Origin of the sequence: Methylobacterium sp. E-066 (assembly GCF_022829635.1) — a bacterium.
Taxonomy (GTDB): domain Bacteria; phylum Pseudomonadota; class Alphaproteobacteria; order Rhizobiales; family Beijerinckiaceae; genus Methylobacterium.
The window spans coordinates 1-22,504 of sequence record NZ_JAKSYO010000170.1; the positions used below are offsets into that span (position 1 = coordinate 1).

The 22,504-nt window shown below is 57.4% G+C and carries 18 protein-coding genes and 1 pseudogene; 3 read left to right on the forward strand and 16 right to left on the reverse strand.

Annotated elements, in window-relative coordinates; translation table 11 throughout:
* Positions 1-343 (forward strand): hypothetical protein (locus MKL20_RS23295; RefSeq protein ID WP_244038654.1); only part of this gene is annotated, 343 nt, incomplete at its 5' end.
* Between the two features lie 25 nt (positions 344-368).
* Here the strand turns inward: MKL20_RS23295 and MKL20_RS23300 are convergent.
* Positions 369-1,592 carry a radical SAM protein gene (locus MKL20_RS23300; RefSeq protein WP_244038655.1) on the reverse strand — a complete coding sequence of 408 codons (1,224 nt, stop codon included), beginning with the start codon at positions 1,590-1,592 and terminating at the stop codon, positions 369-371.
* 46 nt (positions 1,593-1,638) lie between these two features.
* On the opposite strand from MKL20_RS23300, the gene MKL20_RS23305 reads away from it, so the two are divergent.
* The gene (locus MKL20_RS23305; RefSeq protein WP_244038656.1) at positions 1,639-1,794 is read left to right on the forward strand and encodes a hypothetical protein; all 156 of its coding nucleotides are present in this window, start codon (positions 1,639-1,641) and stop codon (positions 1,792-1,794) included.
* Positions 1,795-1,821: 27 nt separating this feature from the next.
* Here the strand turns inward: MKL20_RS23305 and MKL20_RS23310 are convergent, their stop codons facing one another.
* Complete coding sequence (locus MKL20_RS23310) at positions 1,822-3,516, reverse strand: glycosyltransferase (RefSeq protein WP_244038657.1); 1,695 nt, start codon at positions 3,514-3,516, stop codon at positions 1,822-1,824.
* 297 nt (positions 3,517-3,813) lie between these two features.
* On the opposite strand from MKL20_RS23310, the gene MKL20_RS23315 reads away from it, so the two are divergent.
* Positions 3,814-4,779 carry an FkbM family methyltransferase gene (locus MKL20_RS23315; protein WP_244038658.1) on the forward strand — a complete coding sequence of 322 codons (966 nt, stop codon included), beginning with the start codon at positions 3,814-3,816 and terminating at the stop codon, positions 4,777-4,779.
* A 458-nt stretch (positions 4,780-5,237) separates the two neighbouring features.
* Here MKL20_RS23315 and tnpC read toward each other — a convergent pair.
* The 14 genes and pseudogenes from tnpC to MKL20_RS23385 form a co-directional block, all read right to left on the reverse strand.
* Positions 5,238-6,068, reverse strand: a pseudogene (gene tnpC, locus MKL20_RS23320) (IS66 family transposase); the annotation flags it as partial.
* A gap of 119 nt (positions 6,069-6,187) precedes the next feature.
* A complete protein-coding gene (gene tnpB, locus MKL20_RS23325) occupies positions 6,188-6,544 on the reverse strand; it encodes an IS66 family insertion sequence element accessory protein TnpB (RefSeq protein WP_244038659.1) in 357 nt (118 codons plus the stop codon).
* Positions 6,541-6,948, reverse strand: a complete 408-nt coding sequence (gene tnpA / locus MKL20_RS23330) for an IS66-like element accessory protein TnpA (protein WP_244038660.1) — start codon at positions 6,946-6,948, stop codon at positions 6,541-6,543. The genes tnpB and tnpA overlap by 4 nt, the downstream gene beginning before the upstream one ends.
* Positions 6,949-7,481: 533 nt before the next feature.
* Positions 7,482-7,868, reverse strand: coding sequence for a hypothetical protein (locus MKL20_RS23335; RefSeq protein WP_244038661.1), 387 nt, complete (start codon positions 7,866-7,868; stop codon positions 7,482-7,484).
* 279 nt (positions 7,869-8,147) lie between these two features.
* Entirely contained in the window at positions 8,148-8,636 is a 489-nt protein-coding gene (locus MKL20_RS23340; RefSeq protein ID WP_244038662.1) for an FkbM family methyltransferase, read from the reverse strand.
* A gap of 26 nt (positions 8,637-8,662) precedes the next feature.
* Entirely contained in the window at positions 8,663-9,124 is a 462-nt protein-coding gene (locus MKL20_RS23345; RefSeq protein ID WP_244038663.1) for a hypothetical protein, read from the reverse strand.
* Between the two features lie 164 nt (positions 9,125-9,288).
* Positions 9,289-11,922, reverse strand: a complete 2,634-nt coding sequence (locus tag MKL20_RS23350; RefSeq protein WP_244038664.1) for a glycosyltransferase family 2 protein — start codon at positions 11,920-11,922, stop codon at positions 9,289-9,291.
* Entirely contained in the window at positions 11,861-13,087 is a 1,227-nt protein-coding gene (locus tag MKL20_RS23355) for a glycosyltransferase family 9 protein (protein WP_244038665.1), read from the reverse strand. Before MKL20_RS23355 ends, MKL20_RS23350 begins: the two co-directional genes overlap by 62 nt.
* Positions 13,088-13,306: 219 nt before the next feature.
* Entirely contained in the window at positions 13,307-13,783 is a 477-nt protein-coding gene (locus MKL20_RS23360) for a hypothetical protein (protein WP_244038666.1), read from the reverse strand.
* A gap of 123 nt (positions 13,784-13,906) precedes the next feature.
* Complete coding sequence (locus MKL20_RS23365; protein WP_244038667.1) at positions 13,907-14,806, reverse strand: hypothetical protein; 900 nt, start codon at positions 14,804-14,806, stop codon at positions 13,907-13,909.
* Positions 14,807-14,811: 5 nt separating this feature from the next.
* The gene (locus MKL20_RS23370) at positions 14,812-16,671 is read right to left on the reverse strand and encodes a hypothetical protein (RefSeq protein WP_244038668.1); all 1,860 of its coding nucleotides are present in this window, start codon (positions 16,669-16,671) and stop codon (positions 14,812-14,814) included.
* Positions 16,668-17,309 carry a hypothetical protein gene (locus MKL20_RS23375; RefSeq protein ID WP_244038669.1) on the reverse strand — a complete coding sequence of 214 codons (642 nt, stop codon included), beginning with the start codon at positions 17,307-17,309 and terminating at the stop codon, positions 16,668-16,670. Before MKL20_RS23375 ends, MKL20_RS23370 begins: the two co-directional genes overlap by 4 nt.
* Complete coding sequence (locus tag MKL20_RS23380) at positions 17,306-20,371, reverse strand: glycosyltransferase (RefSeq protein ID WP_244038670.1); 3,066 nt, start codon at positions 20,369-20,371, stop codon at positions 17,306-17,308. Before MKL20_RS23380 ends, MKL20_RS23375 begins: the two co-directional genes overlap by 4 nt.
* A gap of 236 nt (positions 20,372-20,607) precedes the next feature.
* On the reverse strand, positions 20,608-22,404 hold the full coding sequence (locus MKL20_RS23385) for a glycosyltransferase family 4 protein (protein WP_244038671.1): 1,797 nt from the start codon (positions 22,402-22,404) through the stop codon (positions 20,608-20,610).
* Positions 22,405-22,504 lie beyond the last annotated feature (100 nt).

Sequence of the window (22,504 nt, forward strand, 5' to 3'; positions counted from 1 at the left end):
GCCGACGGCGGCCGGTACACCATCGGGCTCGCCGACCGAGGTCAGCAGCGCGAACCGCGCCTACTTCCTCGCCTGGAACGATGCGACCGCCAAGGCGAACCTCGTCGGCCTGCACAACAGCAACGCGGCCGGCTCGACCAATACGACATCGCTGAGCTTGGACGGAGTGGGGATCGGAAATTCGATCTCGCACTACATGCTGGCCGCCAACGTCTCGCAGGCGGTGTCGGTGGCAGCGCAGGTCACGCCGTCCGAGGGACTTCACTACTTCGGCTTCCCCGGCTCCGTGAACGGCAACACGGGCGTGTGGTGGGCGGCTGTCGGCGGCTCGGTTTGGAACTGAGGCCGCGCCGTTGGCCACACCTCGACTAGGCCCGCGGTCGCAACATCGCATAGAGGTAAGGAACGGCGTTTCTGAATTTTCTTAACAGCTCGCCCTTCTTGCTTCGCCCGTAGTTCAAGGCCTGCCCCGAAAGGTCGATATCTGGGCGGTCTTCGTCGTAGGCTGCGGGATCAACTGTCGTGCCCGTGCGGGCGCGCTTACCCGCCAACGCGCGGATTTCGTTCAGACTGCGGGGCGACGCCAGGCTGCCGTAGGTCGCATCGAATTGAATCTCCACGCCGATGGACTCTGCCATATCAACAGCCTGCAAAATCTCCTCGTCACTGTCGTTGTGGCGGAAAAGAATGTACTTCCATACCAGCTTGGTGCTGCTCTTCCGCTTCCTGACCTCGTTGGCAAGTACAGAAGCGAAAGCGAACGCTTTCTTGAAATTCCCGGACTCGCGGTATTGAACATAGGCCTCCTGGTTGGAGCCGTCCAAAGCCATCCGGATTTCTGAAAAGCCGCAGTCTGCAATCTCGATTGCACGCTTGGGGCCAAAGTTGCAATTCGTATCGAGGTATATGCTTGAGTGAGGAAACAGATCTCTCGCAAGCCTCACCATCTTCGGCACTTCAGAATTAAAAAGCGGCTCTCCATACCCAACGAAGGCAAACCCGCCTACCACTTGCTCTGAGCCATGAAAGTCGTAGGCCACCTTCTTGAAGGTCTCAAATTTCAGGTTGGCTCGCGTCGGTGGGTTGGACGAGAGACGCTCGTTCGTGCATGTGCAAGCCGAGCAGAACAGATTGCATTGGCTGCTTGGCTCTATATGCAAGGTAACGTATTTCGCCGCTGTGCGAACGTCCATATCTGCAACACGCGACTCACAGCCGGAGCAAAATGAAAAAGGCTCTAGACCATCCTCAAAGCTTTCTCTTATGTATTCCATGACTTGACCGTTGTACCATTCGGCCACATTAACATTGTCAGCATGCTCTAAAATATTATAATAACGCATACATGAGCAAGATATCTTGCCGTCAGATTTGATGAATACCTGGTAAACCTGAGTGCATCCGTCAAAACTGGTCTTCTGTCGGCGGCCCTTATAGGTCGGTAGCTTAGTCAAGTCGAAATTAACTTCTCGTGGCGTCAATTTTTGTTCGGTCATCGGTTTCGGCCCGGCGTCCATTGGATCTGAACTGGATAAGGTATGCAAAAGTGGCCGATTTTTGTGACGAAGGCCGGTTTCGCAAATTTTCAGCATCGATGACCGCGGCACGGGCAAGCCGTCGACCGACATCCCCGGCGAGGTGAGCGCGGTGCTGGCCGACTGCGCCGTCTACCAGACGGCGGGCGCAGCGATCCGCGGCGCGCGGCTCACGGGCTACGCGAAGATCGACGCGGCCGCCACAGCTGAGACCGCTCGTGCCGTGCTCGCCGCGTTAGCGTCGCCGACGTTCGGCTGAACTACCGCGCCTCGCTTAATCAAACCATCACGGGATCAGGGTGATCGATCGAAGAGCTAGACCCAAAGTTCCGCGCCCGTCCCCGGGAACATCAACTCTCGGGCTCTCGATGCGTATGCTGATCCAGTCCAAACCCTTTAAGTCGGGTAGATCTAGCGTGCCGATCGCTAGATCACCTGTGATCACGCCTTCACCAATCAGCTCACCTTGGACCAGTATCCTGAAATAGGGATCCCCGGTAAGTGGGATGCCCCAAATTTCGTATTTGAGATGCTTGGGGTAAGTTATGCTGTTTAACGGCACACCAAGCTCGGCGCTACCGTTTGTCCAGCGAAGTGGTAGGTTCTGGTGAACCTCGACTCCGTGAAGCCCGGAACTTCGCATGCCGACTGGAGACTTCAAGCCGATTTCAACAGGACCTCGCCAAGGACGGGACGTGTTTACTGCCCGGACCGAGGCAAAACGAGCGAGACCAGCGTGTCTCGCGCGTCTCCGCGCATGTCGTCTGACAATCTTCGGCTTGCTGGATGCGATTCGATCAAGCAAATTCTTCCAAATCGACGATCGCGATGACACCATCTGCTGATATAATGACGATTGTTTTTCGCTCAGTCGCTGGCATACGCCAGTCTCGGAGAGCAATTCCACGCATAATGCTGCCGCATCTAATGGGTTGGCCAATCTGATCTGTGGAAGTTGTTCACGAAAAGGGATGCCTGATAATGCTTCTTTTGTCGCAATGACGGGAGTGCCATGAGAGAGACACTGAAGAACCTTCATTTTAGAGCCGAAATTATTTTCAATTGGCGCAATGAACAAAGAGCAATCAGTAAGCTCGTTCTCGACAAGTTTATTATCGCCGACGCCAAGATAGTCAATGTTTGACAGCTTCCAGTTTGGATCGACGTCGCCAGCATCAGCACCAACAACACGGATGGTTATATTTGGGTCACGACTTAGAAGTAACGGAGCAAAATGCTCCGCAATCCATTTTATGGCAAGAAAATTGGGGTAGTGAGCAATATTACCGACGTAGGCAATGCGATTATTGCTTCTTTTGGACCACCTGAGGTCGCTAACATCGAGTACTGGCTCAATAACAGTTGCTTTAGATTTGCCTAAATAGGCTGGAAGATCTCCAGCAGAGAAAGCTACGACTGTGTCGGCCATCTGATAGATGGTACGCTCAAACAAACCAAGGCGAAAGGAGGCTATGCGCGAGGCAGTTTGAGGCAGGCGTCCAAGCCGCCTAAGCTGTTCATAGAACACGGCTTCACTGTTCTGCGTTATAACAACAAGACGAGATGCACTCGAAAGAGCCTGCCGAATAAAAAGTGCAGTGAACAGATATTCTATTATGACTATATGCGGCTCTAGTTTCCCTAAAAGTTCGCCAAAGGCTGCGTCAACTGAAGACTGCGATGCGGAAGCATCCTCGAAACTGAACGGCCATTGGAGAGATGGAAGCCATTTCCTCAAGCCAGAGGCATCCGGCGGCGCATTTGCACTGAGGTTTATTGGGTGGTGCGTTGCGGGCAAATGCCGCAGAAATTCTGCCGCATCTCGCTGCGAACCTATATCAATGATGGTGCAAACATGAAGATCGATTCCTTCTAATTCAGATAGACGTTGAATGTTTTGTCCGCAAACGAGTGACCCGCCGTTGTTTGAACGGCCGACGGGGATAACCGTGCAGTAAAGGACCGTTTTTTTTGGTGGCATGAGGGACAGATCTCCACTAGCGGTGGTCCTGGCCCTGGTAGGTTCCCTGGGTCAGGCGCTCGCAATCCGAGGGGGATGCCCTCTCACGACTGGACCCGTCCCTGCTAGTGCCATCCGGGCAAGCTGCCAAGCAATGTTCCAAGGCATCGTCCGACGGCGAGTCCCGCCGGACGCTTGTGCCAATAGGCCTATGCCGCTCGACCGATCAGAACCTAGCTGTTATGCCGCCGATCCTCCAATTGGGAGGGGGCGATGAGGCGCGACTGGCCGACTTCGGCGCCTCGACAGGGACATTCCATGTTGCAGAAAATCGCTGGGCTTATTGGGCAAGCGTGGCGCGGCAAAGCAGGACGCGCCGGCCCTGACATTGCCTTGTCACCCCCCACTGATCCGCTGCGGGACAAGGTTATGCGTTCTCGTGACACAATCCTTACCGTGCCGTTTTCCAGCAAACAATTTCGTGTGGAAGGCTCGGAAACAGATATAAGCGTTTTTGGTCCCATTGCCGAATCCGGCGGCATCTGGGAGCCTCATATTATGAAGCTAATGGCTAGTCTGGTTCGTCCTGGCGACACCTGTTTTGATATAGGCGCAAACATTGGCGTCCACTCAATTGTTTTTTCTGAGCTTGTTGGCGATTCTGGCCAAGTCTACTCCTTCGAGCCGTCTTCTGTCTCCTCGACTTTTTTGCAGCGGAATGTTAAAAATAATGAGCTGGCGAATGTTAAGTGTTTTCAAATTGGATTTGGTAGAACATCAAGCAGGCCGCAGTTCACACACTTTGTAAACATTGGCGGCTGTTCTTTTGTTAACCCAGAAGGGGATGTCTCGGAGGTTATACGCACGGCCTGGAATGCTGAGTTGGAAACTATCACCGAAACGGTTCAAATTGAAAGTTTTGACACTTGGTGCGCCGGACAGAAAATAAAACGTATTGATGTTCTGAAGCTCGACGCCGAAGGTTCGGAGATAGCCGTAATCGAGGGCGGGCTTCAATTTATTCGACTCTTCAAGCCTGCGATGATTGTTGAGCTTAATGTGAACACGATAAGTATATACTACAAAGAATCCCCCGTGACATTTTTCGAACTTCTCGCATCAATATATAATTATATATACGTAATAGATGAAGGAGAAGATATACAATTAAGTCGTGTTACGTCTTTTGCGGAGCTAGAGTCAAGACTTGCTGTTCCCAATCACTGGTGGGTTGATCTACTTTGCTTGGCGCAGCCCTATAATTCTGGAAATCACGTTCTATAATCTGGGCGACACTCTAGCGAAGTCGTTTCGCCGATTTGAGCCTGTCAAGGTTCAAAGGTGAAATTCGCCAATGTGTCACTCTCAAGAAGTTGGCGATCCACACCTGCGCTCGGGCTTACCGAGACGACTAAATGATCCGCGAGCTGGGTCGTATCCCGTCTGGCGGACCAGCAAATGGCGCCTTCTTCTGCCTTCTGATATTGGCCCGGACGGATCACGCCGCAGCGCAGCGAGCGCTATCCCGGGACCGGTGGCGTTAGACGCCGGCGCCCTTGATCGTTTCGGCGTAAGCCTTCTCAGCGGCCACCTCCGCCTCGCTGCCCGCCGGCGCTCGGATCCGGTTTCACGGCCTCGCCGACCTTCGGCTCCGGCCCCGGTGTCTTGGGTAGCCCGACATCGGCTCCGTCCAGTTCCTCGACGTAATCGGGTCCGGCCATCAGGGGCTCCTGCTCGTCGCTTCCGTCCATATGCGCGATCGGCCGGCCGGCCGTGCGATCAGGAGCGTAAACGTAGGCGACGCCGGGCGGATCGGTCCCACCCCAGGGCCGGTCATCGCGCGCGTAAGCCCAGAGCTGACCGGTCTTGGTGCGACCGCGTCCTGGATCGAGCACCGGTGCCGTGGTCTCGTCGGCGAACAGCTTGCCCGAGCGCTTCAACGTCTCCAGGAGCCGCGCGTGCACGGGCCGCAGCAGGACGGCGGCGCGGCCGACCCAGTCGGCCAGTGTCAAGCGATCCAGGCTGACGCCCTGGCGGGCGAAGATCTGCGCCTGCCGATACAGCGGCAGATGGTCGGCGTACTTTGAGACCAGCACCTGCGCGACCAACGCGTCCGTGGGCAGGCCGCCCTCGATCAGTCAGGCCGGTGCCGGAGCCTGCACGATCGCGTCCCCGCAGGTGCGGCAGGCGTAGCGCGGGCGGCGGATCACCAGCACCCGGAACTGCGCCGGCACCACGTCGAGGCGCTCGGACACGTCCTCGCCGATCCGATGCAGGGTCCCTGCGCAGCACGGGCAGGCTGTGCTGTCGATATCGACGACGGTCTCGATCCGCAGCAGGTGGGTAGGGAGAGCGCCGCGGTTGATGCGGCGTTTGCCGACCCGAACTTTTTTCTTGGCTGGTTCACTCTCCGCGTCGGCAAAGCCCGCGGCCTCGACCTGTTCGGCCTCCTCCAGTCCGAGCAGGAGTTGATCCTCGGGTAGGCTCTCAGCGCGCCGTCCGAAGCGGTGGCGTTGCATCGCCAGGAGGATCTGGCGCAGCCGCTCATTCTCGGCGCGCTCCTCGGAGAGCATCGCCTTGAGCGTCTCGGGATCGTCGGATGAGGTTGAAGCAGGCGCAGCCACGAAGCAGATTAGAACATATCTGTCAGAGGCTTACCACCTTTATGCAGCGTGCCGCCCAGCCTTTTTGCTCAGCCTGCGACCGCCGGTACGCTGACGGAACGAGCCGCATGGATGCGCTTCCAGTCCAGTCCTTCAACGAGCGCCGAGAGCTGCGCCGCGCTCAGCCGGACCACGCCATCCTCGATCTTCGGCCAGCAGAACTGGCCAGCTTTCAGACGCTTGGTCGCGAGGACCAGTCCGCTTCCATCCCAGACCAGAAGCTTCACCCGGTCGGCGCGCTTCGAGCGGAACACGTAGACCGTGCCGGAGAACGGATCCGCGCCCATCGCGTCACGCACCAGAGCGGCCAGCCCATCCATGCCCTTGCGGAAGTCCACCGGCCGTGTGGCCAGCAGGACGCGCACCGCGCCGGAGGGCCCGATCATAGGGGAGCCTTCAGCGCCCGGATCACCGCGGTGATCTGCGCCTCGCTTGCGTCCGCGCCGATGCGGACCGTGGCGCCTGCGATCTCAACTTCGATGCCGTGGCAGCCGCATCGCTCCCTCAGCTCGGGGCTCATCTCGGCAGACGTCGGCTCCTGTGGTCCCACACTCATCACGGCCGGCACGAACTGCAGTGGGCGCTCGTCGTCGTGCCCCCCAGCCTGACGCACCAGGCGCCGCCACGTGAACAGCTGCGAGGCGCTCAATCCATGTCGGCGCGCCACCGCACTGATCGAGGTGCCCGGCCCATCGCTCTCGGCGAAGATGGCCGCCTTCTCTTCATCCGACCACGTCCGCCGACGACCGGCCCCGGTGAACAGCTCCAGGCGCCGGATCGGCTCCAACATAGCCATACGCCCTGACATCGACATGTGACGGAGCTCCCAGTCCACTCCCTATGTCGCCTTCACACCGTCTGCCGAAAGGTGCCGCCCAAACAGCGCTTACCTCGGAGGCTTCGTCGAGGATTCCGCAAACGGTCTGGGCCATCGGACCGACGCGCACACCTCGCCCGATTCGCAAGGTCTCTGAGCGCTTCACTCCACCAGCGCGGGGCCTGTTGCCGTCAGGGTCCGGCTGTTCCTACTCGAGGGCTGGACAGTAAATTCCGCCGGGTGGCCAACAACGGCGGCCATGAACCTTCGAATCGTCCGTCGGCCAAAGCGGAAATTGCTGTCCGCGCGAACAGCCAGGGTTCGACCACATCATGCGCTTCCGCTACCTTCCGCCTGATGTCGACCGCACCAGTTCTGCCCCCCGTTCAGCGGACGCTGAGCGAGCGCAGCCCGACCTGGAAGGTCGGAACCTCTCGGCCCAACTAACCCGCCCCCTCAAGGAGTTGTAACGTGTGAGGGCAACCCGAACTGACGAAACGAAGCGGTCAATAGGCAGTATAACCTTTCTCCTCGATGAGGGCGCCGGCAAATCTCAAACTGATCTCCCGCTTAACCGTCGCCCTCTTGTCGTTGGTGGCATATATCTGACGTGCTGTCCGTATAAAGCCCGAGCCAAAATCGCCAGTCGCTTCAAATCTCCTAATTTCATCCTCTAAATCCCAAAGCCTACCATTTATTTCTTCCAATCGCGCAACCAGTTCACTCAAAACGGCATCAACGACAATAGATCGAGAAATCGCAGCTTCAACGCTACGCCTCTCGACCGCTACATTTTTGAGTTTGGCAGGATCGGCGATCCGCGCTGCCTTGATGTTCAATATGGTCAGCTTATCTAAAGCTTCGCCTGGAGAAACCTCTAATAGTACGTTCAAATAAACCTCCTGTCGTATCTCAGCGCGCCGAGAGAACCTTCTGGTACAAATCTCTGTGCCCGATCCCCCCTAGAGCATCGTACCGCTCCAGGTAATGGAACGCTAGGTCATACATTCCGCAATTGATATGCGCAATCGCCGCACAAGTAAGAAAAGCTGACCCAAACTGGATTAGATCGCTGCTACGAAAATAAACCGCCTCGGCCCACAATAGCCGAGATGCACAAGTCGGACGATCAGTTGCTCGATACTGGCCATAACCTGCGCCTAACAAATCTATCAACTCGAGGCCAGCGCCCTAAGATAATTGTCAACGTCAGAGAAGAGAGGCTGACCAGTGTATACGGGAGAAAACTTTGCTTTGCAGTGTACACAAGCGACAGTAATGAGCACGCGAGAACCACCTCTGAGAACATCTAGTTCGCCGCCTTGCCCATCGATTTTCAGAATATCGCAATTGCCAATAACAATAATATCATCAAGTCGAGTTGTCGCAACAATTCCGACGTTAGCGACCTCACACATTTCTTTGAGCGCCGAGAATTGCAAGAGAAAGCCAGAATCAGGTTCATAAAGTGAAGAGGCGGGATCGAATCGCGTAACGTGGAAACGTCCCGTTTCTCCACTTCCGACAAAATTATTAAGCATAACAACGTTGCTGTCAGACTCTGCTCGCTCTCTGGCCTTCTCGACCAGCGGTTCGAAAGCGATAACTCTGGCTCTGCCAAATTTAACTAAAGGCGAGTATATATGATCCTCATTGATCAAATTCTGCCCGCCAACGTCGACGATAGTCAGAGCTTCAGGCGGGAGAAACTCTGCCGGATAATGTGGCGAAGAACCGACAAGATAGGAGGTCCTTTGCGCACACCAGAAGGCCGCAACGCATTCTGCAACTCGCGTCGGAGCGCATCATTCGCGTTGAGCAATGCATCGCGCTGGGACCGAAGTGCATGTAGCTCACTTTCCGAATCGGGAGCTGCGCCGACGTTTACAAGTGGCGGAACAGGTGGCGCATCAGCGCCGGTTGCTGGGCGAATTGCCAACATTCCATACAGCGTAGCAAGTCTTTCCAGCTCCGACACCACATACGCACTTTGAAGCGATAAATCAGAGAGTTTCGCCTCAATCAGTCCAATCTGTCTCCATAGTGACTGATCCGCATGATCGCGTGTTGAGATGGATTCCTCGAGTTTGGCTGTAATGGAGGCCAAATCAATTAATTTAGCGGAAGATCCCTCAACTTGGGCGTTCATCTCATTACCAATTTCCGATATAGGCACAGTTAGATACTCCCCCTTTTTCCCGTGACGAAAGATAGTGACGACCATAGGCCCGCAATATTTTTGATAAAGACACAAGTCTGGATGATCGAGATAAGCGTTGGAAAAAGTTCCTCATCTATTTGACGCCAAGTTATTTAAGACATTTTTCTCAGCCAATCTGCAGAATATGGGTTTACGATATCCTTTATGTTTATCGAGTTCCCCGTTTCCACGTTCACCACCGGCAAATCCGCGAGCTGTTGGATTCTATTCATCCCTCCAGTGTACGCCATCTGGCCGTTTTCATCGCGGCTATCTCTGTGGCGTGACGGGTAAGTCGTGATTTGCTCCAATTTCCCATTCAAATGATTCAGAAGATCGTTTCGAACAAAAAAGGCATTGATTCCGTTTGAGTTTGTGCCAACCAAGCTGTAGCCTTTTTTTGCGGCTAAGCTCACCAATGCTGAAATCGAACACCCGAAGTATAATCCACTGTGATGGCCATCGAAACGGTCGAAGTTTGAGCTATATGGTAGTGAAATCGGTTGAGTGTCTCCGAGGATTGGATTGTACTCGCAAATCACGATTGCCGGATCAATACAATTGATGGATTCCCAGACCCAATAGTCATTGCCGTCAATATCAACCGACAGCACGCCGATCGGACCCGTAACGCCCGCTTCTTCAAGGAGCTCGTTTATATTTTCTCGTGTAACAAATGCTGGCCGAGCATCTAAATCAAACATCCAGTAAATTTTATCGTTTCGGAGGTCGGCCATGTATTTTTCGCTGCCGTCCATAACAAGTCCCTTCCAGTTCCTGTTTTGCAGGAGGAAACGGCAGTTAGCTTCCTTGAAGCTTTCTACGCCGAATTCAACGAAGACGTGCCTCGGCATTGGAATCGATCGAACCAGCCAGTCTATGATTCCGTCTTCGCCCCATTGTGAGAAGACACGAAACTCCGCGTCGGCAAGTTCGGTCAGACACGCCGGAACGGCGTTAGAGGCCATCCGCCCTTGGAGAAGTATCGAGCGTTCGTGATTGTCGCTCTGCCAAAACTGAAGCATGCTAAGCTGTCCGGCGGCACTTTCGGCGTGATGTCCTTGCGTCAACAGTTGAGCCTTGACATCACGAACTTCGGAACTCAAATTAGTTATTTGATTGCCAAGTTCGATCTCGCCAATATTATCGAAAGTCTCGCTCGCCCGTGCGGCGAGTCGTTCTAAATGCGTTTGAATAACCTCAACGCGACGATTTACGTGCTTCGTAAAACTTAAAATCTCATCATTGTAGCTACGATCTGACGCGGTTTCTGTACTCGTCAGCGGCTCAAGCTCAAACATCACTGCGAAAAGTGAGTTATATTCCTTCATTATTTGACGAGTCTGATGAAGATATTTCTGATCATCTTGAGTCTTTTGCAGACCATGTACCCTGCTGCAGGCTATCATGGGCGCTATATGCCGAATAGTTGCGCCAGCAAGAGCCATGCGCACCCATAAATCATAGTCCATTGCGTAGTGAAGGTGGCGCTTGATATAGCCTCCGGCTAATTTCCAGATCCGATAGGTAAAGAAAACTTCCGGCTGGAAGAAATACGCGCCGGAGTTCCAGGACCTCATGAATCTTAATAAATCAAGTGGATCCAGCGGGAGATTTTTTCCGAGTTCAACTGCCGAGTGGTGCCTGTGAAGTTCTACCTGCCGTGTATCCCCAATCCGAATGCAGCCGCCCGCAATAATATCGGCCCCAGTACTCATATATGCGCGCGCTACTTGATGTAGCGCGCCTGGCTCTAATAAATCATCGCTACAAACCCAATTCATCACGTCGCCGGTGGCCAGCGCGAATCCCTTGTTTAAAGCATCCGATTGCCCATTGTCCGGCTCAATTAAGAGAACAGAGAAATACTTTCTATATCGATTTAATATATCGACAGTCCCATCACTCGAACCACCGTCAATGACTATCAGCTCGAGGTTTGGGTAGTTTTGATCGATAATCGACTTGATCGTTTCTTCTATGAAATTGGCTTGATTAAAGCTAGGTATTACGATGGATATTCTCGGAAGGCGGAGCTCCTTAACGGGGGTAATGCTACTGAGCTGATTGGCGGCGTTGATGCGAAATGTCGGCGGCGGATGGCAGCAATCGTGTAGCGTATTGATTTCGTCGTTAAAATCACCTCCGCCAGAAAACACGACTAGTCCGACATCTTCGACGCCATTATTCAACATAAGCCACGATAGTAATGTGCCGGGCTGTGGACGTCGGAGCAAGCCGGGCAGCATCGGGGGCGAAGAGCCATAGCCGGACTTGAGAATCAGCGGCGGGGTCTTGTCCTGGTCCGCGGCCAAGCTTTCTACATCTTCTGCGACCCAGTCATCGCCTATCAAGATGACCCGTCCTGGTCTTTTGTGTTGCAGTAACTCATTGAGAGAGGCGCCTCGGCCCTGAGTTTCAGCCTTGCCACTCCACGCTAAATGTTGCCTCTCTGGAGTCTCAAAGGTCGGCAAGTCCCGTGAAGGCGCCACTTTCGGCTGAAGTGATTGGTAGCCGACATTTGCTTGTTCGGGGATCGGTATGCCGCGGGCGTCAATTCGCGCGGACATAAGATCATATTCCAGTTCACATATCGAAATACCTCTGCTGATGATGTCTCGCGCGAGAGGTTTGATGAAAACGGTATTAGTATCTTCTAAAGTAAGTGCGATCCAGCTTGTTTTATCACGTGAGTGCATTGTTAAATTCCTCGTCGTAAAAGCCGCCATGACGCTGAACCGGCTCATCTACAGGGCTGACAGATCCGTCAGTCAAGGCTGAGCGGAATTTGTCCGAGAAAGTCTTGACGGAAGGAAAAACCGAGCTTGGATCGGCATGAATGTGGGGAAGTATTTGCTCGAAGCCGAAGCGTAATAATTCCGGCGTCCAGCCGTACCTTCGAGCTGTTATAAGTAGCGATTGCGCCGCATCTAGGTATCTGCAGCGTCTAAGCAATGTTCCTTGCACAATCTGGCGATAGTATTCAAAATTATTTTTAATCTGCTCATTGAACTCTGCGTGCGCCTGCGAAAATCCATTCCTGCACATCGTTGCGAGGGCATTCGCTATGTAAATAGGATCTGCTCGAACAATCTCTATGATCTCGCGTCGATCTAGTCCAAAGTACTCGAAATCGTGAGTAAAAGTTGCTAGCATTCCTTTTGTAGGCACAAGCAGTTGAATGTTGGGAAGTGGTTTAGCCGCGATCGACGTTGCCGCTACTGTTGCTCCGCTTCCGCATCCGATAAAGTGCGTGCAATAATGGGTCAACAAAGCAATTTCACGAAGCGTGAGTTCTCCTGCGTAGAGCGTCCGGTGGTCTTCAGGCGTTGCTTCAAGATTGGTGCACAGGATGACGATCGCGTCCGGTATCTGAGTGTAAAGATGTTTCGCGATCAGCTGAGCTTGTTCTGGTGTGATAAATGATTGCCCACTCTTCGAAGAACATTCGAAAAGGACTACATGCGAATGGTCTACTAGATCATGCGCTTTCGCGAACCTCTGGACGCGTTCCTGTTCTTCTGCTGTCGGGGCAATTACTGTCTCGATTGGAACGGTGATTGGCTTACCGTAAGACCTAAGAATACTTGGACGTATCGTGTTGTCGTAGTTTTGGAAGTTGTCCGGCCAAATCTGAGAGATTAGGATCTTGTCAAACTCGCCCCGTTTGTATCTGCGGAATGCTTCTCTTTCAAATAGCCTCCACATCTGCTCGTGCTCGCCCCACCCCCGGATTGGCACATGCCACGTTTCATCGATGTCGGGGTTGTTGCGAACCGTCGACAAGCATTGTGTTGAAACTGCCCAGGTAATGTGGGCGTCTGGATAATCATGGCGCAGCTGTCTAGCGAGAACGGTTGCGTATAAGCAATCTCCGTTCGCTCCAAGCTGCCCGAGTAATAAGCGAGTCATTTTCTCTCTTTACCGTTAGGGCTTCCAGCGCGCGTGGAGGCAAATTTAGTGTGTGTGAGCTTCACAAGCTCTGGCCCGAGTTTGTTCGGAGCCGCGACGCCCAATTAGCTTTCGCGTTCTCCGTATTTAGTCCCACATCATCCGACCGCTATGTGACTAACCGAGCCCGCAAGGTCGTGCCAAGGGCTAAACAGATTTCACGACCGCAGGGAGTGCGGTTCAAAACTCGATGTGCACGTCGCCCCGAAGAAGGCGAATGGAGCCGTAAGCGGCTTTTGCCGGTGCTGCGTCCTCTTGGGTTGGGGTCTGGAATGGGATGCCCGACAGTTCCGCATGAATCGAAGCCGCGCGCAGGGCCGCAGCCTCGTCGCCGACAACGGCTTCGAAACGAGAAATCGACAGCCAAACGTCCGGGTCTAATGGCGCTAGCCCGCGCAAGATTGTGAAGATAGAGCGAGCCTGTCCGGGTTCACCGGTGAGCGCCACGAACAGGCCGCACGCGGCAAGTGGGCTCGGAGGCATGTCGCTTCGCGACAGCAGCAGCTTGCATAATTCGTCGATGCGACCGGTCCTTGCGAGCGCCAGGGCTAGCGGCAGGGGTGGGATACTCAAATCTTCGATGAGAGCAGATAAAGCGTTCTCGCCTTCGAGCGGCACACCTAATATGGCACAAAGGAGAAGATTTTCGAACGACACGGCTTGGTCTCCTAGTGCTCTGGCGCTGACGTTGTGTTCATGGACAACGCTATTTGCAATGCGCTCTCAGCGATTCGGCGCAGGGAGATGTTGCCGCTTTGCGATATCTTCCGCGAGAGTGCCTCAGGCGCGGCGGACGATCTCGGGCCTAGGCGTCGCCAAGTCTCTGATCAGGTCCGCGACGGCGGCGGCGAATGCTCCCATATGGCGCCGCGCGGACTCATCGGTCCCGCATCGATCGGCGCGGCGAGTTGCGAGGTCGGCATACGTCCGTGCATGGCGGCCCAGATCTGCCACGGCTGCCAGGGACGCGGACACGTCAACATCATCCTTGCTCTTCAGAAGCTCCAGTTCGGACGAGAAGCGCGTGCGAAACGCCTCGAAGAAGCTCCAGTCAAGGTCTTCCCCGGCCAGTCGCGGGTGATCGAGGTGCAGCAGAGCTGCGCCCGCCGGACAGATGGCCTGTGAATTTGCGACGAGCAGCGCGATCGCGAGGGCACGCCCCCACCCGGGCAAGCCGACGGCGAAAGGCTCGATGTTAAGTCGAGCGGCGAGTCCGACGTCGAAGAGGACAGCGGCTGGACCGTTGGGATCGAGCGAGCCAGCATCGTCACAGGGATGGGCGATATTAGCGCGGCTGAGAAGTACCGCCCTGCCCGCTTCAAGGGCTTCATCAGCGATAGACCGGAGAGATGTAGGGTCAGCAACCCGCAGGTCCGCGCTGGTAATACCGCCCCAAGTCACTCCCGCGGTCTGCAGAGCCCGGATCATTTCAGACACCGGGATTACCGGTCGCCCACAGACACTCCGTGCGTCACGCTCGGCGGCAATGATCGGCACATCCGGATATGCGGCGCGAACGGCTTCCGCCTCGTCGGCGGCGTTGACGCTAAGAACCTGAAAGCCGCTTGCTCGCCAACTCTCGATGCAGCGATGCTGATTCAGATGGCCGATCTCGCGCCCGCCGACGATCCGGCGCGTAGGGTTTGGGACCAGCGACGTGGCCAAAGTGGGGGGCGCCATCAAGGTTAAGGGTCCCGGGTTGCCGGCGCTGTCACCGCTGCGCGCAGCGCGGCGGCCAGCCGCGTAGAATAAGTGATTGTGTCGAAGAACGGAGCGGTGCGCATGCCGCGAGCTATTCCAACTTTGAACGCGGCCCAGGCTGAGAGGTCTTCGGCGAGGGTGCGCGCCGTCCGCACGTAGCCGTCAACCGAGTCTGTGACGTAGCGCGATAATCCCATCAAATCGAGCAAGTCCGCCGTTTGGTTCTCGCGTTGCGTGGGGCCGCCCTTCGTGACGATCGGTATGTTCAACCGCAGCGCGTCCAGCGACGACAGTCCGCCGCTGTGGGGAAAGCTGTCCAGGTAGATGTCGACCTCGGAGAGAAGGTCCGCGACGACGCTAGCGTCCCGCCAGGGACCCGCCACGGTCACGCGTGCGGGATCGACGCCCCGTGCGATGAGCTGATCGCTGAAGCGGCGCAGGAAGCGCCGACCGGCAAAATCGGAACTCCAATTTGGGTTGAATGGGTACAGCACGAGCCGACTATTCTGCGTCGCGGCTAAGATCTGTGCCCACGTATCGGTAAGAGCGGGATGAATTTTGTAGAAGTTGGCCCCGCTTCCGAACAGCGTGACCGTCGATGGGTCGCGCAGGCGCTGGAAGGACAGCTTCGCGCTGCGGTGCTGCGTGCCTTGGTCTTCGCGGTCGAACACGAGGCACGATCCCGGCAGGCGCAAAAGCGCCTCGGTGTAGCCGTTTTGTGGACTCTCGGCTCTCTCTGAGAGCAAGCCAGAGATATAGAGGTCGATGGCCGGAAACGCCGTCGTGACCACGGCACACAGGTTTACCGCTTGCCACCGCGCCAGCCGCAACGTCGCCAGGGCGATGTATCCGTTGTAGCCGTGCGTAACGTTCGTCATGAACATCAGGCAATCGAGATCGAGGGCTTTGATCGCTTCCGCTTGCTCGATCAGATCGCGCTGTCGGCTGAGGTCAACGACCTCGTGACTCTGAGCCGCAATTCGGCCCTCCATCGTCCGCCGATCCTTCGTCGCAGGGCGGTTTTGGTGAAGGATTGAGACGACGTGAAAGCCGTGATCCCGCAGCCGGTCGACGGACGCCGCGCCGACGATGTTCTCCGTACGCCAGTCACTATCAGCCCAGAGCAGCCCAATCCGGATCGTGGAGTCGGTGGGGAGCCGTTCTGTTTGGCTCGTCTCGGCAGGATCGAGGCCATGTCTGCGCTTGAGATAAGCGCGGATCACACGGCTCTTCGCCCGCGCGTGCTCGACGAGCATCCCCTCACACGAGTAGACAATCCCGCCACCGATCGAGCGGACGCTATGGTCCAGAAACGTAGTGATTGGACCGCTGGCGGCCTCAATCCGATCGGCTAGCGCGGCGCCAAGCGAGGCGCCGTAAGCGACGAAGCGGCCACGCTGAGCATCCGTCTCGAAGCACCGCGGTTGCCATGTCGCGTAGATCAGAAGGATCTCATCGAAACGCTCCTGCGCAACGAAATGGTCGAGTCCCTCCAAGTCGAAGGGCGGACACAGGAATATGCCGCCGAGCAGTCGGCGGGGATCATCTTGAGCGAGGGCGTCCCACGCCTTGTGGACCCGCTCAGACGGAGCCGGGAGCTGAAATATCGCATCGAGAACGCGGGGCTCATGAGCGATCGCGAAGAAAACCGCACCGGCCTCCTTGCCAAGTAGGGCCAGGGCCAACTCCGCTTGGTGATGACTGACGAGGCCGATCCAGCGATCGCGCGCGTCAGCAGCAAGCTTCGCATCGGCCGGCGCGCCGTCGGCGATCCAGACGCGCAAGCACGCGTGCAGTTCCCGCAGGCTTCTCGCGAGCACCTGCTCGGTGACGTTAAGGCTCATGAGGTGGTGCCAGGCCCGTCCGAGGCCGGGATCAGGCCAGCTACGTCCCGCTCCGCGAAGTACGACAGCAGCGCCGCGCGGACGATGAGTCGGTTGCGCGTGTGCACCTCGGGAGCAATCGGCCGGACGCGTAAGAGCGAGACGGCGATCGAGAGCGTGCGCGCATCGTTCGGATTAGGCTGCTTGGCAAAGGGGGCGCAGATCTCGATCTCCGTGAGGCTCTCCGCCATGGCGTGGCGCACTGACCCTGCTCCGCTCGCGGCGACCGCCGAGCGCGCCGGCAGCCGGACGACGTACCGGCGGACCTCATCCGCTGTGAGGATCGCTTCGACGGGCCGCCCGTCCACGCGGAGAGTCACTGCACCCCAGCACGCGTGATCCACGATATGCGGAACATACACGCTCAACTCGAGGTCGATGCTGCGATCGAGGACTGCGATGACCCGAGCGGTCGAGGTACTGCCCATCCAGCGGAAGCACACACCCTCGAAGATTTCTGAAGGGTACCAGCCCGCACCGGCCAGTGTGCTGTCGAACGGGATGTCAGCTTCGATCGGCAGATTAAGGCCTGAGTCCCAAGAAACAGTACCGGGCTCCAGCTCGGTGCTCCTACTTAGCGTAACCTTGGCTGTGCTCATTGGACGGAACTCCTCTCCGATGGCGGTGCCGCGGCCCTGTCCTTTCCCCCGGACGTCGTTAGATCCGCCTCGGCCTGAGCCTCGCTGCGCGCTACTACACGCTCGAACGCCTCGACGTGGCGCGCTGCGCAGGCCTCCCAGGTGAAATGCTGGCTGCGAAGCTTCGCTTCCCGGGCGAGCGTGGCGCGAAGGGCGGGGTCGGTCACCAGCCGTTCCACCGCCGCCGCTATGGCGATCGGATCAGTCGGGTCGACCAGAAGCGCTCCCGAGCCCGCAATCTCGGCCATGCTCGAACCGTTGGACGTGACGACGGGCGTGCCGCACGAGAAGGACTCGACGATCGGGAAGCCAAAGCCTTCGGCGAGCGACGGGAACACCGTGCAGACAGCCCCTGAGTAAAGGCCCCAGAGCTGCTCGTCCGGCACACGGCCAAGGAACGTGATGCGGGCTGAGTCGGTCCCTGCTAGATCGGTCAATCCCTCCGCGGTGATCGACCACCCGGCCTGACCGACGACCACCATCTGGAGATCCTGGACTGCCGCCGACCTCAGGTGCCGCATCGCCGCGATCACCGTACGCAGGTTCTTGCGCGGCTCGATTGTTCCGACACAGATGAAATAGGGTTTCCCATCGAATCCGATGTGGCTCGCCGACGCGGTATCTCCGTCGTTGCCGGACCTCCGGACCACGCCGAGATGCGCGACAGATGAGGTGGCAGGCAACGTCGGGAAGGTCGTTCGCACGGCGCTTTTCGTAGCCGCCGAAATGCACAGAACATGATCGGCATCGGCGAGATAACGAAGCTGGCCGTTAAAATTGACGGCCGCTGTTGTCGAAAACCACTCTGGGTTCGTAAGCGGGAATAAATCGCAAACTGTGAAAACCTGCGGGAGCGCCTTAAAACGTCGGTCGACCCCCGCGAACGGAAAATACGGATAGAACGCCACGCCAGTCCGCGGCCGTAGACCGGGCTGAGCGAAGGTGGCACTCGCGAGGTCACCCTCGCGCAATGCGACCGCACTGTGCTCGAGTTGAGGTGCATAAAATAGCTGCAGATCGATCCGCACATCGCGTGCCAGCTCGTGCATTACATTATGCACGTAGCGGTGAACGCCCGTAGCAGCCTTCGGGTCGGTGACCGCCATGCACAGAACGTCGATGTTCATGTACACGGTGAGGGCCTCCGACCGGGTGGCGCTTGAACCCAGACCTGCAGTCGCCTCAGTCAGTGAACGCGCAGCACCTCGGCTTGGCAGACGGCCGCTATCACTAAATCCTGACGGCGGATGCTGTTTCACCGGATGCAATGCCTCAGCGGAATCGTCATCGGTGTTCAGGTAGGCCAACAGGACCGTCGCGTGGGCAGGTAGGGCGTATCTCGCCTCAGGACGGGAGAGGATCTCGCGGATGATCTCTCGCCGATCGAGGCCAGACCAGATCGCCTCGGCGCACCGCGTGTGCTCCGCCTCGAACTCGAGCCGCCGGTGCAGGATAGGGTAGAGCATGGCGAGGAAGGTCGCTTCGGAGAGACCGAGCAAAATCTTCAGATCTTCGGCAGCGCGCAGTGCGGGATCCGAGGGCGGAAAGAAATCGGCTCGTGCAACGCGGCGGATCGCAGTTGGCGTGTCGATCAACTGCACGATCCGCAGGAGGCGCGACCACATCCGGTCATTCGGATCTTTGACGTACCGCATGAAGTACCGCACCAGAGCCCGCGCCTTCAGCTCGTCCGGACAATAGGTGTCGATGAGGAAGATCAAAGGTCGAGCGTAATTAGCTGACCGCAGGGAAAACAAACGCTGGTTGCGTGGCGCGAAAATTCCCTCTGCGGCCTCCGTGAAACGGTTGTAGACCCGTGCCATCGGCGCGACCCAACGCTCGATGCCAGCCCGCTCAGCTCGCATCGTAAACTCGCTGTCGGCGTGATAATGCGGCAGGTGCCGGACGTCGTATAAACCGATCTCTTCGAAGACCGAGCGGTGGATTAACGTGCCGTTACCGCACAGATAATCCGCCGCGATAAGCCCTTCGGTCGAGGGCGGGAGCTCTTCGAGTGCATCGTCCCAGGCCCCGGCCATCGCTGTCTGCACGAAGGACCCTGAACTCCAGTCGTTGTAGGCACCCACCCCCCAAAGACGCCCTGGCGTGTCAGCGAAGGCGATCACGCTTCCCACGATGCGCGCCTCGGCGCGCTCCGCGGCGTCGACGATGGTCTTCAAGAAGTTGGGGGGGATGATCGCGTCGTCGTTGATCGTCAAAATGTAGTCGCAGCCGTCCGCCACTGCGCGGGCGACACCAATGTTGGTCGCAGCTGTCCAGTAGGCGGAGTCGGGCGCCGGTAGGACCGTGCATCCGGCAACATCGAGGCTCCTGAGCGCCTCCGGCGTGCCGTCGGTCGAGTTGGAATCCACCGCATAAAATTGGAAGAGCGGGTAATCCTGCTCGTTGAGCATGCGTGCGAAGTCTACCGACCAAGCGCGACGGTTGCGTACCGGGGTCACCACGCCGATGAAAGGGTATCGCGTTAACCTTATTGTCGCGGGTGTTCTATCCTCGACCGGAGCCCAGCCCTTCGCTGGCAGGCGTGTGGGATTGGGCAGGCGGCCCTCGGCGTGACCCCGAACAGCGTAGTGTTCAGCCGGATCGACGCCACTCTCCATCACGTCGGGGTAGCGTGCTATGTACCAATCCGGATCGACCTCCTGCCGCCGGGCATAGCGGTCTGCAGCTGCGGCGTTGGCGTAACGGCCTTCGCTGTGGCCGGCGAGGGCGTAGTGCTCGGCCGGGTCGACGCCCGCCGCTGCCACATCGGGATAAGTCGCGAGGTACCAGGCCGGATCGACCTGCGCCATCAACTCCCGTCCGGACTCGCGCGCGTAACGAGTTGCAGCGGCCGCGTTAGGATGGCGGCCTTCGCTGTAGCCGGCGAGCGCATAGTGCTCGGTCGGGTCGACGCCTGCCGCTGCCACATCTGTATAGGTGGCGAGGTACCAGGCCGGATCGACCTGCCTCTTCAGCTCCAGCTCGGAATCGCGCGCGTGGTGGGCCGCGGCATTGGGCAATCGCCCCTCAGCCCGACCATAACGGACGTAATGATCCGCAGGATCTAGACCAGCGTCCGCTACATCGCTGTTGTTAGCCAAGTACCAATCGGGATCGACCGCCTCGTCGTGGGGCGGTAGTTCTGTAGGCTCCCGGCCGCCGTCTGTCTCACCCAATCCAGCCATCGCCAGTTCTTTGCGGGTCCATCTATACGATCCCACCCCGAAGTCGAGGTGTACCCATCTCCCAGAGAACGTTACGCCTCCCAGGGGGGACCGGTCTGTGGTCGCACGATCGGCACACGAAGTCGCCTATAGCGCGTACAATATTCCGATAAGAACGCCACCGTCCCGTTCTTCAAGCCCCGTGCCGAGGTACGTCGGAGCAGCGCATCGTGGACGACCAAGCCAGCGCCGCGGTGTCGGTGGTAGGCGATCACGCCCTCCTGCTCGCTGGGCTCCTTATCAAGCATGCAATCTTGAAGCTGCGGGTCCGGCCCGGCGCAATCTGCTTTCGCAAAGAGACGCAGCGCTGATATCACACCCCGCACTGTCGAGGCGCTGTATGCGCTGAGCCCGTCGCGGTATGCAGTAACCAGCTGAAATTCAGCGTGGTCGTAGCGGGTTGCGAAATCTGCCACAGCAGCGTCCAAAGACTCCGGGTCGCTACCGTCGAAAAGGATGAGATTTGCGGCCGCACCAAAAAATAAAGACAACTCTGGATCGTCGATAAGTGGGACGTCCAGACCAATCGTGACATCCGCGTCCGGCCCAAACGCGCGTACATGCCAGGCATTGATATCGCCCGCTTCACGGAAGTGGGCTCGATCTGTCTCTGTCAGGTTCGCGTACGAGACAAAGACAGCAAGCTCGTTGTAGCGCGGCTGGGTAAACCGGCTCGCGGGCGGCAATGTGCGTATCGCTTTGGCTGCAACGGCCGCGTCGATGGCTTCGGCGAGGTTCGCCACCATCTTCTCAGAGGAGAAGTCACGTGCCCGTTCGAGCCCTCGCTCCATCAATTCCTTCCGCAACGCTCCCCCAGTCCAGAACGCTGCGATATCATTGGCCAGCGCCAGAGCGTTTGATGCGTTGCTCATGTAGGTCACCGCTGAACCGCAGATCTCCGGTACCGCGGTGGCAGGATTGGTCAGCACGGGCACGCCCAGTGCCATTGCGTCAACAAGCGGGATGCCGAAGCCTTCGTACAGGCTTGGAAACACCATGCCGCGACTTGAAATCAATAAATTGAGGAGCGTCCCCTCGTCTAAGAAGCCGTGTAGATCCACCAAATCATCGACGCCGAGCGCTACGGCGATCCGGCCGAGGCGTTCCTTCTCGGCAGCATGCCCCGACGTATTGGTTAACGCCAGCGGTACCCTCAGACCACGCCGGTTCAGGATGCCGATCGCCTGGATCAAAATTTCATGATTTTTGTGCGGCCAAGGAACGGCCGGATAGATGAGATACGGCGCCTCGTCCCCGACCGACGCGCGTTTCGCTCTTACCGCTTGATCGTCTAGGCCACTGTCTTCGGCCATAAAACCAGCCAGATGGACGACCGAGACGCGATCCACTCCGTAGAAATCAGCGAGATTTTTACGCTCGTACTCGGAGATCGCTACGAGCCAATCCGACCGGTCGATGGCGTAGCCATATTCGGCCAACCGCCCCGCCATCTGTTCCTCGGTGTAGAGCCAAGGCATGCGCAGGTGCTGGAGATCGAGAACAAAGCCGATGACAGCGATTTTCGGATCGATGAGCGTCGGTCTGAGCCCGTTCAACGGGTCGACGTAGCATTCGCACCAAGATAGGAGACGCCGTAGGCTCGCGTTGCTGTCGTCGTCGACAACTTCAAAGCTGACCGTTGGAAAGGCCAGAATTAGGCTTCGCCAGTGGGGAGGGATCGCAACTCGTAACTGCACGCGCCGTGGTAGATGGGCCAAAAGGGCGAGAGCAAGGCGGCCGGCACCACCCGCGCCCTTCTCGCTCGGCAGGAGCCGCACCAGATTCAGTAAGACGCGTGGGCCCGCAGCCCCCATGACGGCTTCGCTCATAACCGAAGCTCGGATACCACCCCTAGACCGATCCACGACATGAGCACCGTTGCGGTGGTGGTCCGGCAATCGGCCCGGCCATCACCGTGTTCGATGGCGA

What these genes read in the sequence shown, in the direction of transcription:
- MKL20_RS23300 (WP_244038655.1), bottom strand. Translation starts at nt 1,592, where the DNA reads ATGCTGAAAATTTGCGAAACCGGCCTTCGTCACAAAAATCGGCCACTT.
- MKL20_RS23310 (WP_244038657.1), bottom strand. Translation starts at nt 3,516, where the DNA reads ATGCCACCAAAAAAAACGGTCCTTTACTGCACGGTTATCCCCGTCGGC.
- MKL20_RS23315 (WP_244038658.1), top strand. Translation starts at nt 3,814, where the DNA reads ATGTTGCAGAAAATCGCTGGGCTTATTGGGCAAGCGTGGCGCGGCAAA.
- tnpB (WP_244038659.1), bottom strand. Translation starts at nt 6,544, where the DNA reads ATGATCGGGCCCTCCGGCGCGGTGCGCGTCCTGCTGGCCACACGGCCG.
- tnpA (WP_244038660.1), bottom strand. Translation starts at nt 6,948, where the DNA reads ATGTTGGAGCCGATCCGGCGCCTGGAGCTGTTCACCGGGGCCGGTCGT.
- MKL20_RS23345 (WP_244038663.1), bottom strand. Translation starts at nt 9,124, where the DNA reads ATGAACGCCCAAGTTGAGGGATCTTCCGCTAAATTAATTGATTTGGCC.
- MKL20_RS23350 (WP_244038664.1), bottom strand. Translation starts at nt 11,922, where the DNA reads ATGAGCCGGTTCAGCGTCATGGCGGCTTTTACGACGAGGAATTTAACA.
- MKL20_RS23355 (WP_244038665.1), bottom strand. Translation starts at nt 13,087, where the DNA reads ATGACTCGCTTATTACTCGGGCAGCTTGGAGCGAACGGAGATTGCTTA.
- MKL20_RS23365 (WP_244038667.1), bottom strand. Translation starts at nt 14,806, where the DNA reads ATGGCGCCCCCCACTTTGGCCACGTCGCTGGTCCCAAACCCTACGCGC.
- MKL20_RS23370 (WP_244038668.1), bottom strand. Translation starts at nt 16,671, where the DNA reads ATGAGCCTTAACGTCACCGAGCAGGTGCTCGCGAGAAGCCTGCGGGAA.
- MKL20_RS23375 (WP_244038669.1), bottom strand. Translation starts at nt 17,309, where the DNA reads ATGAGCACAGCCAAGGTTACGCTAAGTAGGAGCACCGAGCTGGAGCCC.
- MKL20_RS23385 (WP_244038671.1), bottom strand. Translation starts at nt 22,404, where the DNA reads ATGAGCGAAGCCGTCATGGGGGCTGCGGGCCCACGCGTCTTACTGAAT.